Source organism: Blastococcus aurantiacus (assembly GCF_900102425.1).
In the GTDB taxonomy this organism is placed as follows: domain Bacteria; phylum Actinomycetota; class Actinomycetes; order Mycobacteriales; family Geodermatophilaceae; genus Blastococcus; species Blastococcus aurantiacus.
On the sequence record NZ_FNBT01000002.1, the window covers coordinates 238798 to 255592 of the forward strand.

The window sequence follows — 16795 nt, forward strand, 5'->3', positions numbered from 1 at the left end:
CCGCCCACAGCTACCCCAGGGGGTCAGGAGCCACCGGGCTCGAGCACCAGCGACCCGGCGATGACGTCGAACAGGGCGACCAGCTCCTCGGCCACGGGCGCGGTGACCGTGCCGAAGGAGAGCACCAGCGCGCCGCCGCCGTCCGGCAGCGCGACGACCCAGTCCAGGCTCGTCGTGGCCAGGGCCCCGGCGCTCCCCTCGACCGGGCGCCGGCCCACCCGTCGCCGTCGGACCGCGGGTAGACCGGCCACCGGCCGGACGTCGGCCTCGACGACGTCGTCCCCCTCGCCGAACAGGAGGGCCACCTCGGCGATCAGCCCGGGGTCGTCGGCGGCCCCGCGGACCAGCGACACCGCGCAGGTGGCCGACACCGGCACGCCGCGGACGAGACCCAGGTGCGCGTGCAGCGTGGTCGCGCCCGCCTGCCGCGCCTCGGACAGCAGGCTCCGCAGCTCGGCCTGCATCCGCCGGCGCACCGGCGCGACGCGGTCACGAGGCAGGTGCGCCATCTGCCGGTCCAGCAGCCGGCGGATCGCCGTGCGGCCCGCCTCGGCCTCCACCGGCAACGTCACCCAGTTCGGCGGCAGGAGCAGCGACCAACGCCAGTCCGCCGTCGCACCGGCCGCGGTCCGCGACCCACTCACGACAGCGACCACCGCACCGCCGTGGCGAGCTCCTGCAGCGGCTCGCCCGCCGAGGCCCCGTCGACCAGGTCGACGACGTAGAGGGACAGCACGAGCACCACCTCGTGCTCGCGGTCGGGCCACAGCACCGCGCGCTGCTCGTGCACCATGCGGATCCCGTCCTCGCCGCGCACCGCCGGCCGCCAGCGGACCGTCAGCGCGGGGCCGCTCGCGGTGTCCAGCCGGTCGACGTCGATGTCGCCGTGCCGGTCCGCCGAGACGTCCACGACCGTCGTGAGGACGTCGTCGTCGCTCGCGGTCGGCGCCAGCGGGAACAGCCGGAGGAGGGCGACCGGACCTGGCTGCAGGACCCCGGGGGCCGGGAGCAGGCTCCAGGCGAGCGCCGTCACGATGCCGTCCTGCGCCAGCCGGCCCGCCTGCCTGAGCACCGTCCGCGCCGACCCCGCGATGAGCGCGGCGACGTCCTCCATCCGGTCGCCGGACGCCTGCCTGGTCAGGGCACTCGCCGCCGCGGACGCCTGGGCGTCGATGTCGCCCTCGAGGGGCAGCGGCAGCCAGCGGCCGTGGCCGGGGACCGAGATCTGCAGCCCGCTCACCGCAGCGCCGCCTCGGGCGCGGCCGCCACCCGGCGCATCGCGCGCCGGTCGGCGATCCCCCGGCGCAGCGTGTCGGCGAGCCGCAGGCCGAGCAGCCCGAGCGACGCGACCAGCAGGACGACGCCGACCGGGCCGTTCCAGTACATGGTCATGGCCGAGGTTCCGACGGCCAGCGCGACGGCGCAGCCGCTCAGCCAGGCGGTGGTCTGCGTGGCCTCACCCCGCTCGGTCTCGGACAGCAGGTAGCTGGGCTGGATCTTCGCCGACAGCGGGGCGGCCAGGCCGACCGGGGTCCCCCGGCCCACGGGTGCGGGGAGCGCGTCGAGGCCGGCCTCGCGCAGCTCCCGCGCCAGGTCCTCCCGGGCCCTGTCCGTCGGCGCCCACAGCCCCGGGTCCAGCGTCACGTACTCGTTCCCGGCGGCATCGAGCAGCCGGACGGACTGCGGCGCGAGCACCGCCTGCCGGACTCCCCCGCGTGCGGGGCCGGGCAGCCACACCTCCCGGCCACGGTCGGTCAGCACCACCTCGTCGTCGCTGATCTCGACGGTGGCCTCGGCCAGGCCGCGCACCACCCGTCCCTCCGGACGGGGCCGGATGACCGACCGCGAGTCCCGGCCGGGGGTCGGCCCCGGCTCGCGGGCCTCCGCCCGCGCCCGACTGCCGGCCACGATCACCGGTGCGACCACGAGGATCGACAACAGGGTCAGCACGGCGATGACCCACATGCCCTCCCCGAACCCGGCCAGCAGCCCCAGCGCCAACGCGATCGAGCTGACCAACGGACCCCGCCGGCCGGGCCAGGGCGGCGCGGGCTGCGGCCGGAGCAGGACCTCCGACACCCCCTCCAGCGCCTCGAGATCGCGGGCCTCGGCCGGCTCCAGCGGCAGACCCAGGGCCGTCGCGAACGCCGGCGCGCCGGTGATCTCGCGCCACTCCGCACCGGTCGAGTAGGCCGGTGGCGCCCAGTCGATCAGCCCGAGGGCCAGCAACGGAGTGCCGGCGCGGTCGAGCAGGACCAGCAGCTCGTCGCTGCCCGCCCGGCCGGGCAGGAAGCGCCGGGCGTCGTCGTAGCCGATGTGCAGCGCCCGGGCGACCGCACCCGGGGCGAGCAGCTGCCGCTCCTGGCCGGACACGTCGGTGAGCGCGACGGCACCGTCGTCGGTCACGCGGAGGCGCATCGACCGCGCCGCCGGTAGCGCACGTCCACCGAGCAGCTTCGGGCGCAGCTCGGCCACGCGTCGGGGAGCCGCCATCAGTCGGCCAGGTGCCAGTAGGCGTCGGACGTGGCATCCACGAGCGGGTCCTGCCACTCGACCACCAGGTCGTCGGTGCCGTCGGCCAACTGCGCGCCGGTGCTGACCTGGTTGAGGGTGACCGCACGGTGGCCCTGCTGGACGAGGTCGTCCAGGCCCAGGCGCAGCGGAGCCGACAGCTGCATCCCACCGAGGCGCTGCAGCTCGGCCAGTTCCCTGGCCACGTCCGCATCGAGGGCCGTGACCTGGCTCGCACGGGGTGCCTGCGTGACCGCGCCGGCGTGCACGTCGTCGGCGGCCTGCCGGCCGGCCTGGGAGGCCCGCTCGGCGGCGTCGTCGAGGTACTGCTGGCCCCACTGCCGCAGGGGGTTCGCCGGGTCGGCGATGTGGGTGGCGTTCCCGGCGCGGGTGTAGTTCGCCGCACCGGCCTCCAGCACCTCCTGGGCGGCACGGGCCGAGTCGTCGGCGGCCTGCGCGACGTCGCTGCGCAGCAGCGGCACCGCCTTGCCCAGCCCCTTGGCGATCCACTGCCCGGCGCCCGCGGTGACGAGACCGAGGACGTCCATGCCGATGTCCACCCAGGTCACCCCCTCCACGCCGGAGGCCATCATCGCGGCGTGCGCTCCGAACTGGACCGCACCAGCGGCGAAAGCCCCCCAGAACAGCGCACTCATGAGGAGCGCCGCGGGCGCCGCCACGAGGACGAGCACCGCGATCGTGATCACCGCCAGGGCCAGCGCGATCCGGCCGGCCCACGTCGCGATCCGGTCGAGCAGCACCGCGTGGTCGCGCACCCAGCCACCGACGTTGTCCCAGAAGCCGTCGTTGCCGTGCTCGGACGCGTCGCGGATCCGGCCGGCCACGCGCTCCGCGGCGCTGTCGAGGTCGTCGAGCGCCTCGTCGAGCCGCCGCCGGGCCGCCTCGAGCCGCTGCACGGCGTCGTCGCGGGCCGCGGTGTGCTGCCGCTGCGCGGCGAGCTGGTCGGGGGTGGGGTCGACGACGGACTCGTAGGGGTCGTTCGCGTAGCGCCGCCGGTCCTCCTCCGCGGTCTCGGCGTCGCGCAGGGCCCCCGCCGACTCGTCCCGGGCGCGGGTCAGCGGCGCCACCCAGCCGTGCACGGCCTCGGCGAGCTCGCGGTAGCGCCGCTCGGCGTCGCTCAGGTCCTCGGCGAGGTCGCCCGCCGCCTCGGCGAACTTCCGGGCGGCCTCCCCCGTCCAGCCGTCCAGGTCGGACATCCGGCGGAGCTGACCGCTGAGGCGCTCGATGTCGTCGGCCGTCGTCCCGTATCCCTCGGCGAGGCGCTGGGCGTGCGCCGGCTCACCGGGCACGGGGTCGCGCCCGTGGCCCAGGAGCTGCCAGTCGCCTGCCCTCGCCGTCACGCGTCCTCCTCCAGGATCGCCTCGATGTCGGCCGCCAGCTGGTCGTCGACCTCCTGGAAGGTGGAGGCACTGGACGTCGCCATGTCCCCCACCTCGCGCAGCGAGGTCGTCAGCTTGCCCCGCTTGTCGTCCCAGCTGCCGGCGAAGTCGTCGAGCGCGTCAGCCACCCGACGGTGACCGATCTCCTCGTCGTCCCAGCGGGTGCCCGCGGTGTCGCCCTCGAGCCCGTCCGCCAGACCGGACAGCTGCCGGCCCAGCCCGCCGAGCAGCTCCAGGCTGTACTGCAGGTCAGCCACGCGGCGGCTCCTCTCGGGGGGTGCGGTGAGCGGCGGCACGCCGCCACCGGTCGGATCACTGCGGACAATCTGCCCCATCCGGTCCGGATGGTGCACGACGGCTGTGGACACGGTGCGGTGCCGGGGCAGGAAGCACTCGGACCGGTGTCACCCGGACCTGTGGACAACCCCCGAACGGAGCGCGCACCCCGCTGCGGACTGTTACGGTCCGGTCCGTATCCGACCCGTCCCGTCGGTGCCAGAGACGCACCCGGGCCGTCCCGATTGGACTTCAACCATGGCGAACGTCAACGTCACCTACCAGCAGATGGAAGACGCGGCCGGCCGGCTCACGAACGGGCGCACCGAGATCGACGGCATGCTCGGCCAGCTCAAGAGCCTCGTCGACCAGCTCGTCGCCGAGGGCTACGTCACCGACAGCTCCAGCCGCAGCTTCCAGGCCTCGTACGACGAGTTCAACACCGGCGCCCGCAACATGATCGGTGGCCTCGACGGCATGGCGTCCTACCTCAACCAGGCCGCCGCGACCTTCCGCGACGCAGACACCCAGCTGGCCAGCGCCCTCGGTCGCTGACGACTCCCCAGCACTCCTGAGGCCGCCTCGCACCGCGAGGCGGCCTCAGCCGTTCCCGGGGCTGCCGCACGCCGTGGCGGCCGGCCCCGCGGTCACTCCACGCGGACGACGAGGGCCGCGGCCATCCGGTCGGCCTGCTCCACCAGCGCGTCCCCGAGGGCCAGCGCACGCCACGTCGTGGTGACGCGGAGCAGGGCGTCGTCGACCCTCGGCAGCTCCAGCACGAAGGACACCCGCTCGACGACCGATCCGTCGTCGTCCTCGCGCAGCTCGTGCTGCCGGACCGCCGGGCCGGCGACCAGCAGCCGGCGACCGACCTCGGGTGCGCTCAGGTGTTCCGGCCGCTGCACCGCCAGCGCCCGCGCCAGGTCGTCGAGGTCCGGCAGGTCACCCGCCGTGCCGAACACCAGCTCGACGTGGCAGGACGCGACCACCGGGGCCAGGGGCTGGGGCAGGAAGACGAACGCCAGCTCCACCTGTGCCTCGTACGCCGCGCGGGCGTGCGCGAGCACCGACTCCGTCGTCACCAGCACGGCCTGGTCCTCCGCCCCGGGGCCGGCGAGCTCACGGACCAGACCCTCGGCCCACCCGGCCGCCTCCGCCTCGTCCTCCGGCACCGCGTACCAGCCGGGATCGGGCTCCAGCTCCAGCTCCAGCTCCGGGTCCTCGGCGGTCACGCGGGGCCGCCCGGCCGGTCGAGCACGAGGCGCCGCCACAGCAACCGCCCCCACTGGACGCCGGCGGTGAGCACGAGCGTGGCCAGCAGCGCGACCGTGACGGCCGGGCCGTCGTCCACGAGGAAGCCGTACATCAGCAGGAATGCGGCGAATGCAGCCGTCTGCCAGACCGCGGCCTGGCCGGGCAGCCCGGACGGCCAGGTGGCCGCGGCGACGGTCGCCCGCCCGGGCGGTGAGTGGATCCCCCGGGCCAGATGCTCCTCGTCCTGCGGTCGCCGCGCGGGTGCAGCGCTCCGATCCAGCAGCAGGCCGGCGTCCGCGCAGGCCCGCTCCAGTGCGGCGTCCGCACCGTCGGCACCGAACCAGAGCGCCCAGGGCAGGGTCGCCCGCGGCGTCCCGTCAGCGGTGCGCAGCTCCAGCTGGGCGGTCGCGGTGCCGGGCCGCACCACCGCGGCGCTCGTCACCCCACGGGAGCCGCCGCGCGGCAGCCTGCGCTCGCGGCCCAGCCCGTCGACCACGACGACGTCCTCGGGTTCCAGGCGCAGCTGGGCCGTCCGACGGAACCGTCGCGTGCTGGGGACGGCCGGCAGCGGCCGCAGGGCGGGTGCACCGGTTCCCCGATCGCGGCCGGCCAGCAGCCCGAACGCCCACAACCCGGCGGCGGCGAGGGTGCTGAGCAGCAGTCCGGAGGCGGCGGCCGTCCAGAGCGACACGGGCGGCTCGTCGCCCAGGATCGCCCAGAGCAGCGCGACCACCGCCAGCACCGCCGCAGCTGAGCGCAGCACCGTGTAGGCCACCGGCAGCCGCCGCCAGGGGGTCAGGAGCGGCGGCGAGGCGGTGAGCGCCGCAACCAGCTCCGACGGCGGAACGGGTCGCAGCGGGATACCCGCCTGGTCGAGCAGGTCGGGGACCCCGGACCGCTCGAGCGCCTCCCGCGGGCGGGTCAGCTCCTCGGCCTCGGGCACCCAGTCACGCAGATCGATCCGCGCGACGCGGGAGCCGTCGGGAGCCAGCAGGTCCACGGCGCCCAGGGAGTGCGGCGCGACGTCGGCGAGCAACGGGCCGCCGAGGTGCGCGGCGGTCGTGACATCACCCTCCGCGCCCACCGCGAACTCGCGGAGCACCCGGCCGTCGCGCACGAGCGCGAGCCGCTGCGGTCCGGCGACCAGGCGGACCCTGCGGACGACGTCGCGCTGCGGGATGCCGCGGGCGGCCGGGCGGGCCGGTTCCGGGACAAGGGTCACGCGCCCCGGCTCCGCGCGGGAGGAGGTCTCGGTCACCGCGGCTGGAAGGTGGTGCGGTCCTTGAGACCGTCCAGCGCACCGGACTTGTCCGCGGCGTCGGTGCCGATCGGCCCGAACGTCGCGCCGGTGAGCGTGCCCATCTGCCACCGGAGCGAGTTCGTGTAGGCCGCGACGGCGGGGGTCGCGCGGGCAGCATCCGAGAGCTGCCCCAGCCTCGCGAGCTCCAGCCGGGCGGCGTCGTCCAGCATCGGGTTGCCCGCGGCGCCGTTGCGCATCAGCGTGGCGGTGTTCCCCCAGTTCGACGGGGCGGCGTACCGCGCGAGGTCGGCCATGCCCTCGCCCGTCTCGCGGGCGATGGTCACCGGGTTGAACGCCCCGGCGAGGCCGGTCGGTCGCCGGGTGGCCGCGTGCGCCAGACCGTCGGTGACCTGGTCACGGGTCAGCCCCATCCCGGGCTGGGCCTTGGCCTGCGCACGGGCCTGGATGGTCATGCGCCGCAGGGCCTTGCCGCCGACGTGGGCGCCGCCGCGCGCCGCGACCATGCCGGAGACCAGCTCGTCGGTCCGGGACGCCTGCGCGGCGGCGCGGGCTCCCCGGGCGCCCAGCTTGACGCCGGTGAGCGCGGCGCGACCGATGCCGAGGGTGACCAGGGAGAAGGCGTTCAACCCGACCTCCAGCCAGCTCCCCCTTCCCTGGAGGGCGAGCACGATCGAGCCGATCAGGGCGAGCGCGGACGCCAGCGCGGCCAGGCCGGTCAGCACGGCGGCGGCGATCTGCCCGATCACCGGGATCCAGCCGACCAGCAACGCGAGGACGCCGAGGGCGGCGGCGATGTTGGACAGCCACTCGGTGATCTGCTTGAGGTTCCGGTCGAGCCACTCGACGGCGTCGCCCAGCACCTTCCCGACCCCGGCCAACCGGCCGTCGTTCAGCTTGTCGCTGCCGGTGATCTCCTCGATGGCACCGGCCGCCGTCGTGGCCGCCGTGTCCCGGGCGGTCTCGGCCTCCCCCAGCATCCGACGCGCGCGGGCCAGGTCGGCGGCCGCGTTCTCGGCCTGCCGATCGAGGTGCGAGGTGTCCGGTGGCGGCGTCTCCGGCGGGGCCGAGGCGTGCTGCCGGGCCTGCTCCCGTCGTGCGTTGTCGGCCGAGCGGGCCTGCTGCTCGGCCTCCTTCGCCAGCGCCAGGGCACTGTCCGCGCGGTTCTGCGCCGAGCGCAGTTCACCGCTGTAGGTGCGCAGCGCGCCGCCGGCGACCTCGTAGCGGTCGACCACCCTGTCCAGCTTCTCGGCGACCTCGCGCCCCTGGTGGCGCCACTCGTTCCCGGCGTCGCTGTCCCAGCTCTCGTCACGCGCCAGCGCCCGGAGCCGGGCCGCCTGGTCGCGGAGAGCGGTGGCGGTGTCCTCGTAGCGACGGCCGATCCGGTCGACCTCGTCCGGGTCGCCGGGGATCGGGTCGCTGCCGGCCAGGGGGCTCCAGTCGGTGGGTCGGGTCACGAGCCGCTCTCCTCCAAGGCTGCTGCCAGTTCGTCGTCGACCTGCCTGTAGGTGCGAGCGGCCTCGTGCGTCATCTCGGCGAGGTAGGTCATGTCCTCGAGGAAGTCCTCGCGCCGCACCTTCCAGCCGTCGGCGAACTCGCCGATGCGGGACGCCAGGCGCGCGTGGCCCACGGCGGCGCGCGCGTCGTCGGCGATGTCGCCGGCCCGCTGGAACTCGCGGCCGAGGACGTCGAGCTGTCCACCCGCCTCCTCGAGCATGGCCAGGTCGACGCGGAGCGAGTCGGTCATCTCATCCCTCCTGCAGCAGCGGTCGAGGAATCGTAACGACGCCGGCGCCGCCCGGCTCCTCGTCGGCGGGGTCTGTGGACGCCCAGCGCAGTGTGGTGGCGACGGCGTCGAACACCTCCACGAGCGCGGCGGCGAGCGGCTCCATCGGCGTCCGGAACTGGAGCAGGAGCACCCGAGGCTGCTGCGGCACCGGCACGTGCAGGTCCAGGCAGGTGGTCGCCGGCGCATCCTCCTGCTCGGCCTCCTGCCGCCACTGCGCCCGCAGTGCCGGCCCCGCGGGGAGGACCACCTCGGTGACCTCCGCGCCCTCGTCGCGACGACGGCGGGCCAGCGCCTCCAGCTCGGCCGGGTCGGCCAGTGGCACGCCGCTCACCAGCAGCGACGCCGACAGCGGAACGCCGGCCAACGTGCCCACGGACAGGAAGAACTGCAGGCCTCCGGCATCGGCCGCGCGGGAGGCCTGCTCCTCGAGCTCCGCCCGCGCCTGCGCCTTGAGGTGCGGCGCGTCGTCGATGCCCCGCCATTGGCGGTCGACCAGCGCCGCGATCTGCTTCTGCCAGCGGCCCGGCGAGAGGTCGATCGCCCACCAGCCGTCGGGGACGACCAGCTCGTACCGCCCCGGTGCCGTCATGCCGGCAACCCCGGGGCGCTCGGCACGGCCACCGTCAGCAGGGCGCTGTCGCCCAGGTGCAGCAGGCCGCGGCCGGGCTGCACCGGCTGGCCGACGACGCTGCGCGGGATCCGGACGCCGATGAGGTCGCCGTCGGTGGTGCCCTGCGGCGACAGCAGCACCCCCTGCCGCGACTTCTTGGCCTCCACCTGCCAGCCCGACAGGCCGGTGCAGATGCTGTCCGCGTTGCCGGCCAGCACGAGGCTGCGCCCCGGTCCGGCCGCACCCTTGAGCACGTCCCGGAACAGCTCGGAGGCCGGGCAGTCGCGCAGCACGTCGCCGTCGTCGAGCAGGACGACCAGGGGCCGGTCGGGGTCGGCGGTGAGCAGGGCGCGCCACTCGTCGGCCGGCGCCGAGGCGTCGGTGACGACGCCGACCACACCGGGCCGCCCGGCCAGCTGCCGCAACGGCGAGGGCTTGGGCGCACCGACGACGACCGCGGTGCCCTGCCGCAGCAGCGACTCGGCCATCACGGCGAGCAGCGTGCTCTTGCCGGATCGCCCGGGGCCGGCCACGACGAAGGCGGGGCCGCCGCGGCCGAGGTCGGGACCGGCGCCGGTGAGTTCGTCACCGCCCACGCCCACGAGCGCGAACTCCGGACCGCTCGCCGCAGGCCGCAGCTCCCACGCCTGCTCGAAGGTGATGCGCGCGGGCAGCACGTCGACCCGGAACGGGCGCGAGGACCGCGGCACCAGGGCGTCGCGGACGTGCGCGGCCTTCCCGATCTCGGCCAGCGCTGCCGCCTGCCCCTGCCCGGACTCGTCCTCGGCCAGCAGGGCGACCTGCGTCTCGACGCCGCCGTCGACGGTGAGGCCCCGCCCGGGGGGCATGGCGTCGGGCACCTGCTTCGCGCTCACCCCGATCAGCGGGTAGTCGCCCCGGTCGGCCAGCCGCATGACCAGCTTGTTGTCCGTGAGCGAGGCCAGCCGCGAGGTGCCCAGGGACCGGTCACCGGTGATGACCGCGGAGATGCCCACCGAGGCGCCTTCGCGGACGATCGCCATGATGACGTCGGTCAACCGCCCGCCGTCGACCTCGCCCAGCGTCGGCGTGTAGCCCTCCCAGCGGTCGAGCAGCAGCAGGACGTGCGGGAGCCGCTGCTCGGCAGGTGCGGCGCGCCGCTGCTCGGTGATGTCGGCGAAGCCGCCGTCGGCCAGGATCTGCTGCCGCCGCTCGAGCTCGCGGGCCAGCCGGTCCAGCAGCCGGACCGCGCGCTCGGTCTGCGTGCGCGTCACGACCGCTCCGCACTGCGGCAGGTCCGTGAGGGGGAGCAACGCCCCGTTGCCGCAGTCGAGCCCGTAGAGGTGGACGTCGCCGGCCGAGCAGCGGCTGCCGACGGCGCCGGCGAGCGTGCGCAGCACCTGCGAGCGGCCGCTCTTGGGCGAGCCGATGACCAGCAGGTGACCGTCGGTGGAGGGATCGAAGGTGGCCGGCCGCCGCTCCTGCAGCGCCGGCAGGTCCTGCAGCCCGAACGGCAGCCGGGACGCCGCGGCCGCGCCGAGTGCGGGCGTCTCGACGTCGGCGGCCAGCAGGCGCTCGGGCAGCGCCTCCAGCCACGGGCTGCGCTGCGCCGGCACCGACTCCGTGCGGGCCGCCCCGCGGACGGACTCCACCAGCACCGACAGGTCGGTGACCTCGACGTCGGAGGCGGCCACCAGGGACGCCGGGCGCCCGGGTGCGGCGTAGCCGACCTGGTGCCACGACAGCGGGATGACGAACGGGGGGGCGGCGGCCACCGGGCGGGCACCGGGCCGGCGGCCACCGATGCGGCCGGCCTGGAAGGGCACCAGACCGCCATGCCCCAGCCGCGCGTACCCGCGGCCGGGTGCGGACTTGGGGATGCGCGCGGCGTCGGTGGCATCGAGGACGTCGGTGCTGTCGGCGCCGTCGGTGACCCGCAACGCGATGCGCAGGTTGGTGTTGGCGCGGATCTCCGGCGACACCACCCCGCTGGGGCGCTGGGTCGCCAGGATCAGGTGGATGCCCAGCGACCGGCCGCGCTGGGCGATGTTGACCAGACCGGTGACGAAGTCGGGCAGCTCGCGGGCCATCGAGGCGAACTCGTCGATGACGATGAGCAGCCGGGGCAGCGGCGGGCGACCGGGCTCCCGCGCCTGCAGGTCGATGTAGTCGTCGATGTCCTTCACGCCGGCGCCGGCCAGCCAGTGCTCGCGGTACCGCAGCTCCGCACCCAGCGAGGTGAGGGCGCGCTCCACCAGATGGGCGTCGAGGTCGGTGACCATGCCGACGGTGTGCGGTAGGTGCACGCAGTCCTTGAACGCGCTGCCGCCCTTGTAGTCGACCAGCACGAAGTTGAGCACGTCGGGCCGGTTCGCCACCGCCAGCGAGGCGATCATCGTCTGCAGCAGCTCCGACTTGCCCGCACCGGTGGTGCCGGCGACCAGCCCGTGCGGGCCGTCGGTGCGCAGGTCGAGGGTGAACGGCCCGTTGAGCCCGGCGCCCACCACCATCTGCGTGGTGCGGCCCTCCAGCTGCCAGCGGGCGCGGATGCCATCGACGGTGGGCGGCTCGAGCCCGAGCACGTCGAGCAGCCGCACGCTGTCGGGCAGCACGGCGTCGTCGTCCTCGTCGCTCACGTCGCGCAGCGGGGCCAGGGCCCGGGCGGCGGCCTCGGCGAGCTCCGTCGCGACGGGCTCGGCGAGCACGGCGGGCACGGGGTCGTGCCCGCTGCGCCGCACCAGCAGCGCGGAGTCGTCCTCGGCGTCGTACACCGCCGTCGCCCGCGCCGCCTCGGGCAGGAAGCGCTCCTCCTCGTCGGCGCAGACGGCGTAGACGCCCACCTCCGGGCCGTCCTGCAGGACCTGCCCCAGGCCGGGGGTGGCGCGCAGTGCGCGGAACCCGTGCACGACGACGACGTGGGCGGGGAACGACTCGGGGTGCACGCGGCCCCCACCGGTGGCAGCGTGCTCGCGGCGCGCCTTGATCAGCGCGGTCAGCTCGGCCACCCGGGCGGCGACCGTGTCGGCGTCGTTGCCGACGAAGGCAACCGGCCCCTCGCCGTCGGCCGGGCGGGCGTGCGGCAGCCAACGCAGCCAGTTCCACTCGGCGCTGGACCGCGAGGCAAGCAGGGTGAGGGCGAGGTCGCGCGGCGGGTGGTGCACGGCCAGCTGCAGTACCACCCAGCGCAGCAGGCCGGCCAGCCGGTCGGCGGGACCGGCCAGGCCGACGACGCCGGCCTCGCGCAGCGGGACGACGACGGGAACCGCTCGCACCGTGTGCTGCTCGGGCGGCTCGTCGGAAGCGCCCCGGCGCACGACCACCACCTCGGCCGGCAGGTCGGCCGCACCCAGGCGCAGGTCGAGGGCGTCGGGGTCGGTCCGCCGGCGCTCCCACAGCCGGCGGCGCGGGAGGACGGCGGTGAGCAGCAGCTGCGCGGCGTCGGGGTGGTCGGTGCGCCGACGGGTGGTCTCGTCGGCGAGCGCGACCCGGATGCGCTCGCGGGCGCGGGCCAGCTCCTCCTCGTACTCCTCGCGGGCGCGGCGGTCCTCGCGGGCGGTCTGCCGCCGGTCGGAGACGGTGTTGCTGATCATCATCACCGGGCTCGCGATGGCGAACATGAGGTAGAGGGGCGAGCGCAGCACCAGCGCCAGCGTGATGCCGATCGCCAGCGGCGCCAGCACCATCACCAGCGGGAAACGGCGCGGCTCGCGCGCCTTCGGCTCCTGCGGGAGCTGGATCTTCACCTCGCGGCGCGAGGGCAGCAGCCGGGGAGCGCGGACGAAGGCGCGGACGCCGGGGCCGGCCGGCTCCACGGCGGCGTCCGAGGCCGCGGCCGGCACGATGACCAGCTGGGTGTCCCCCAGCCGGAAGACCTGACCGGGAGCGACAGGGATGGGCTCCTCGGGCACCGGCTCGCCCTCGAGCTGCGTGCCGTTGGCCGAGCCGAGGTCGGCCAGGGTGGCGCCCTCGGCGGTCACGGTGAGGACGGCGTGCCGGCGGGACATCGACCGGTCGGCGAATCCGAAGGGGCTGCTGCGGCCCAGCTCGTGGGTGCCGATCGGCAGCTCGGCGACCAGGCCGCTGCCGGGGCCGCTCGCCACGTGCAGCTGCCAGCCACGGGACGGGGGCGGCGGCCGCTCGCCCGCGACGGCGGCCGCGGTGAGCCTGACGACGCTGCCCTCGATCAGGGGCGACTCCCCCACGGGGTGCTCGTCCTCCAGCCGCTGCCCGGCCAGGAACAGCCCCTCCGCGGGCACGCCCGCCGCCCGGCCCAGCGCGGCGGCGACGTCGCCGACAGGGGTGTCGTCGTCGGTGTCGAGGGCGACGTCGAGCAGGTCGCGGTCGGTCTGCCCGACGCTCAGCTGGATGCGCACGAGTGATCCTCCCGCGTCAGCCGGCGCTGTTCTGCAGCACGTCGAAGGTGCGGCTGCGGGACTCGAGGTCCCCGAGCCGCACCGACACGGTGCACCGCGAACCGACGGTGTTGGCGTAGGGCACCCGGTCGACGAAGGCGAGCGACCCGGTGCAGTCGTCGGTGCGCACCTCCAGTTCGCCGCCGAGCTGGCGCAGCAGGACCGTCGGCGCGGGGGTGCGGCTGCTGAAGACGACGGAGATGTTGTCCGCCGCGTCGGTGCCACGCCAGACCGGGAGCACCACCAGGTCGACGGTCCCGGCCACGCGGACCGTGTCGCCGATCTGCACCTCGAGGGCCTCCAGCCGCTGCGCCGGGTACACGGCGGTGGCCACCAGGCCCTCGAGCGCCGCATCGGTCGCCGTGCCCTGCTCGACCAGCCGTTCCCGCAGCGCGGAGGCGTCGACGTCGTCCCCGCCCGGGAAGGCCACGGTGTAGCTGGCGGTCGCGTCACCCCCGGCCGGCACGTCGACCGGCACCTGCCAGCCGCAGGCGGTGGTGGCCACGCCCGGCGTCACGTCGCGGACCGCGAGCACCGACCAGGAGACCTCGGGGCACGGGGCGCCGTCCTCCGGGGCGGGCACCGCCTCGAACAGGGGTCCGGCGATCCCGTTCTCGGCCGACCAGGTGACCGTGGTGGTGAGGCTCCCGGCCTCGGGGTCGTAGGCGGCCTCGCGGACCACGGACAGGCCGGAGGGCAGCTGCCCCGTCGGGCCGATCGCGGTGACCTCCTCGACGGCCGTGTCGGTCGCCGTGCCGCCCCGGGTACCGCGCGCGCCGTCGTCCCCGGAGGTGAGGGCGACCACGCCGATCACGGCACCCACGGCGACCAGCGACCCGCCCACGGTCCACCAGGTGCGGCGGTCGCGCAGCCACCCGGTCCGCGAGTTCTCCTCGTCGGTGGCCGCGGGCGCGGGGGCCACCGGCTGCGGCCGCGGGGCGCGCAGCTGGGTCTGCGCGGAGGCGGTGTCGTCGCCGGGCGCGGCGTGCGGGGCCACCCACGGGCCGTCCTCGGCGGGTGCGGCGACGGGCAGCTCCGCGGGCGCGGCGGCGGAGGCCTTGATGTTCGTGGCACCCGGGTCGAGGTCGGCCGCGGGGCGGTGCCCGAGCACGCCGAAGGCCGGCATCTCCCCCACGCGCGCCGACGCCCAGGCCTGCGGCTCGGGGATGACCGGCAGCCCGCCGACCTCCGCGACGGCGGGCAGCAGGTCACGCAGTGCCGCGGCCGCGGCGGCGGCCGACGGACGGCGGGCCGGGTCCTTGGCGAGCAGCCCCTGCAGCACGGCGTCGACCGGCGCGGGCAGCCCCTCGATCGGCGGGGGCTCGGCGGTGACGTGCCGATTGGCGACGGCGTAGCCGGTGCCGCCCCCGGCGAACGGGGGCCGGCCCGCGAGCAGCTCGTAGAGCACGATGCCCGCGCCGTAGACGTCCGACGCCGCGCTCACCGTCTCGGCGGTGAAGATCTCCGGTGCCATGTAGTCCGGCGTGCCGAGCACGCCGGTCATGCGCACCGTCGTCTCCTGCGCCAGCCGGGCGATGCTGAAGTCGCTGAGCAGCACCGCCGGGGGCTCGGCGTCGGTGAGCAGCACGTTGTCCGGCTTGACGTCGCGGTGCAGGACGCCCCGGGTGTGGGCGGTGGCGAGCGCCTCGAGCACGTCGGCGGCGATGCGCACGGCCTCGCCCACGGGGAGGGTGCCGGCCGCCCGCAGCCGGGCGCGCAGGTCGGCCCCGCGCACCAGGTCCATGACGATGGCGAGGTCGTCGCCCTCGATGACCAGGTCGCGGACCCGGACGACGTTCGGGTGCACGAGGTCCAGGAGGATCGAGCGCTCCTGCACGAACCGGGTCAGGATCTCCGGGTCGCGGGCGAACTCGGGGCGCAGCAGCTTGGCCGCGACCTCCTCGCCCGTGCGCTGGTCGACCGCGGCCCAGACCTGGCCCATCGCGCCGCTGCCGAGCTGCCGCTCGAGGACGTAGCGGCTGCCGAGCGCGCGGGTGGTCTGCATGCCCCTCGTCCTATCAGCCTTCGTCGGCGGGGAGGACGAACCAGGAGAGCGCGGGCGCGCCCTGCTCCACGCCGCGGCCGGGGCCGCGGGTCGTGGCCTGGAGCAAAGCGACGCCGTCGTTCCCGAGGGCCTGCCCTGCACCGAACGTCAGCTCCGGACCGGCGAGGCCGTCGTCGGCGCCCAGCTCGAGCTCCCGCAGGGCGGCGAGGACGTCGGCGGGCTCGGTCGACGCCGCCTGCTCGGCCGCGGTGGACAGGGCCAGCACGGCGTCGTGGCTGCGGACGTCGGCGGTGGCCGCGCCGTCCCGGCCGAAGGTCTCCGGGCCCAGCAGCGCCGGCACGCCCGGGTCCTGAGCCGCCAGCCGCACCGCGGCCAGGAAGTGCACGACGCCGGGCTCGGTCGAGGAGTCGGTGACGGCGGGGCCGACGGTGAAGAACTGCCCTGCCGTGGTCGCGGTGCCGCCGGCACCCAGGTCGGCCAGCCGACCGCCGAACGCCGGGGCGAGTGCGGTCGGGGCGAGCACGACCGGCAGAGTGGGCACGACACCCTGCAGCGCCGCCACCGTCTCGGCCGAGGTCTCGGCGGAGGCGCCCACGACCACGGCGTCGGCGCTCCCGTCGGTCAGCGGCCGGGCGGCCGCGGCGACCTGCCCGGCGAGGGCGTCCCCCGCGGTCAGGGGCACGCGGAGCGCCGGGTCGGCCAGGGCCGCGAGCTCGTCGCCGGCGCCCTCGCCGGTGAGGGCCAGGGGTGCGCGCTGCCCACGCTCGGCCAGCAGGCCGCTGATCCGCTCGCTCACCTGGCTCGCACTCGGCCCGGTGCGCCAGGCCGCCTCGCCGGTCCCGCCGTCGCGGGCGTCGTAGGGCAGCAGGACGGCGGTGTCCGCCGCGGCCGCCAGCGGCAGCGCCGCGTCCAGGTGCGGCCCGGCCGAGGCGTAGACGATGCCGGCCACGCCCGAGTCGAGCAGCTGCTGGGTTGCGGTGACCGCGCCCTCGGCGGTGCCGCGGTCGTCGACGACCTCGAGCTCCACCCGGTCGTCGTCACCCTCGTCCAGCCGGAACTCCGCGACCCGGGCTCCCGCCGCCAGCGCGGCGAACTCGGCACCCTCGCCCCGGGCGCCGCCGCTGGTCACGACCACGCCGACGCGCACGGGCTGCTCGAGGTCGCCGAGCAGCGAGAGCTCGACCGCCGGTGGCGGGGCCGGCGCGAAGTCCTCGCCGCGGCCCTCGTCGTCGGTGTCCCCTCCGGTGCAGCCGGAGACCGCCAGGGCGGCCAGTGCGAGGCCGCCGATGAGTCGACGCACG

General features: G+C 76.1%; 14 protein-coding genes. 1 reads left to right on the forward strand and 13 read right to left on the reverse strand.

Annotated elements, in window-relative coordinates; all coding sequences use genetic code 11:
* Window positions 1-23: 23 nt before the first annotated feature.
* From BLS70_RS04630 to BLS70_RS04650, 5 genes are read right to left on the reverse strand one after another with little or no spacing between them, the layout of a single operon-like run.
* Window positions 24-644, reverse strand: coding sequence for a hypothetical protein (locus BLS70_RS04630; protein ID WP_143030340.1), 621 nt, complete (start codon window positions 642-644; stop codon window positions 24-26).
* Complete coding sequence (locus tag BLS70_RS04635) at window positions 641-1240, reverse strand: hypothetical protein (RefSeq protein WP_091764481.1); 600 nt, start codon at window positions 1238-1240, stop codon at window positions 641-643. Before BLS70_RS04635 ends, BLS70_RS04630 begins: the two co-directional genes overlap by 4 nt.
* Window positions 1237-2493: a hypothetical protein gene (locus tag BLS70_RS04640; protein ID WP_143030341.1), complete on the reverse strand. Its 1257-nt coding sequence runs from the start codon at window positions 2491-2493 to the stop codon at window positions 1237-1239. The genes BLS70_RS04635 and BLS70_RS04640 overlap by 4 nt, the downstream gene beginning before the upstream one ends.
* Window positions 2493-3872, reverse strand: coding sequence for a coiled-coil domain-containing protein (locus BLS70_RS04645; protein ID WP_091764483.1), 1380 nt, complete (start codon window positions 3870-3872; stop codon window positions 2493-2495). Before BLS70_RS04645 ends, BLS70_RS04640 begins: the two co-directional genes overlap by 1 nt.
* Window positions 3869-4168 carry a hypothetical protein gene (locus tag BLS70_RS04650; protein ID WP_091764484.1) on the reverse strand — a complete coding sequence of 100 codons (300 nt, stop codon included), beginning with the start codon at window positions 4166-4168 and terminating at the stop codon, window positions 3869-3871. The genes BLS70_RS04645 and BLS70_RS04650 overlap by 4 nt, the downstream gene beginning before the upstream one ends.
* Window positions 4169-4445: 277 nt before the next feature.
* On the opposite strand from BLS70_RS04650, the gene BLS70_RS04655 reads away from it, so the two are divergent.
* Window positions 4446-4742, forward strand: a complete 297-nt coding sequence (locus tag BLS70_RS04655; RefSeq protein WP_091764485.1) for a WXG100 family type VII secretion target — start codon at window positions 4446-4448, stop codon at window positions 4740-4742.
* A 92-nt stretch (window positions 4743-4834) separates the two neighbouring features.
* On the opposite strand, the gene BLS70_RS04660 is transcribed toward BLS70_RS04655, so the two are convergent.
* From BLS70_RS04660 to BLS70_RS04695, 8 genes are read right to left on the reverse strand one after another with little or no spacing between them, the layout of a single operon-like run.
* Window positions 4835-5419, reverse strand: a complete 585-nt coding sequence (locus BLS70_RS04660) for a hypothetical protein (RefSeq protein ID WP_091764486.1) — start codon at window positions 5417-5419, stop codon at window positions 4835-4837.
* Window positions 5416-6699 carry a serine/threonine-protein kinase gene (locus BLS70_RS04665; RefSeq protein WP_091764487.1) on the reverse strand — a complete coding sequence of 428 codons (1284 nt, stop codon included), beginning with the start codon at window positions 6697-6699 and terminating at the stop codon, window positions 5416-5418. The genes BLS70_RS04660 and BLS70_RS04665 overlap by 4 nt, the downstream gene beginning before the upstream one ends.
* Window positions 6696-8156 carry a WXG100 family type VII secretion target gene (locus tag BLS70_RS04670; RefSeq protein WP_091764488.1) on the reverse strand — a complete coding sequence of 487 codons (1461 nt, stop codon included), beginning with the start codon at window positions 8154-8156 and terminating at the stop codon, window positions 6696-6698. The genes BLS70_RS04665 and BLS70_RS04670 overlap by 4 nt, the downstream gene beginning before the upstream one ends.
* Window positions 8153-8446 (reverse strand): hypothetical protein, encoded by a 294-nt coding sequence (locus BLS70_RS04675; protein WP_091764489.1) that lies wholly within the window; start codon window positions 8444-8446, stop codon window positions 8153-8155. Before BLS70_RS04675 ends, BLS70_RS04670 begins: the two co-directional genes overlap by 4 nt.
* A gap of 1 nt (window position 8447) precedes the next feature.
* The gene (locus BLS70_RS04680; RefSeq protein ID WP_091764490.1) at window positions 8448-9077 is read right to left on the reverse strand and encodes a hypothetical protein; all 630 of its coding nucleotides are present in this window, start codon (window positions 9075-9077) and stop codon (window positions 8448-8450) included.
* Window positions 9074-13450 carry an FtsK/SpoIIIE domain-containing protein gene (locus BLS70_RS04685; RefSeq protein ID WP_218122282.1) on the reverse strand — a complete coding sequence of 1459 codons (4377 nt, stop codon included), beginning with the start codon at window positions 13448-13450 and terminating at the stop codon, window positions 9074-9076. The genes BLS70_RS04680 and BLS70_RS04685 overlap by 4 nt, the downstream gene beginning before the upstream one ends.
* 16 nt (window positions 13451-13466) lie before the next feature.
* Entirely contained in the window at window positions 13467-15494 is a 2028-nt protein-coding gene (locus BLS70_RS21010; RefSeq protein WP_091764492.1) for a serine/threonine-protein kinase, read from the reverse strand.
* Window positions 15495-15507: 13 nt separating this feature from the next.
* The gene (locus tag BLS70_RS04695; RefSeq protein ID WP_091764493.1) at window positions 15508-16794 is read right to left on the reverse strand and encodes a type 1 periplasmic-binding domain-containing protein; all 1287 of its coding nucleotides are present in this window, start codon (window positions 16792-16794) and stop codon (window positions 15508-15510) included.
* Between the last annotated feature and the right edge of the window lies 1 nt (window position 16795).

Coding starts and splice junctions, on each gene's coding strand:
- BLS70_RS04680 (WP_091764490.1), bottom strand. CDS start 9,077: ATGACGGCACCGGGGCGGTACGAGCTGGTCGTCCCCGACGGCTGGTGG.
- BLS70_RS21010 (WP_091764492.1), bottom strand. CDS start 15,494: ATGCAGACCACCCGCGCGCTCGGCAGCCGCTACGTCCTCGAGCGGCAG.
- BLS70_RS04640 (WP_143030341.1), bottom strand. CDS start 2,493: ATGGCGGCTCCCCGACGCGTGGCCGAGCTGCGCCCGAAGCTGCTCGGT.
- BLS70_RS04655 (WP_091764485.1), top strand. CDS start 4,446: ATGGCGAACGTCAACGTCACCTACCAGCAGATGGAAGACGCGGCCGGC.
- BLS70_RS04675 (WP_091764489.1), bottom strand. CDS start 8,446: ATGACCGACTCGCTCCGCGTCGACCTGGCCATGCTCGAGGAGGCGGGT.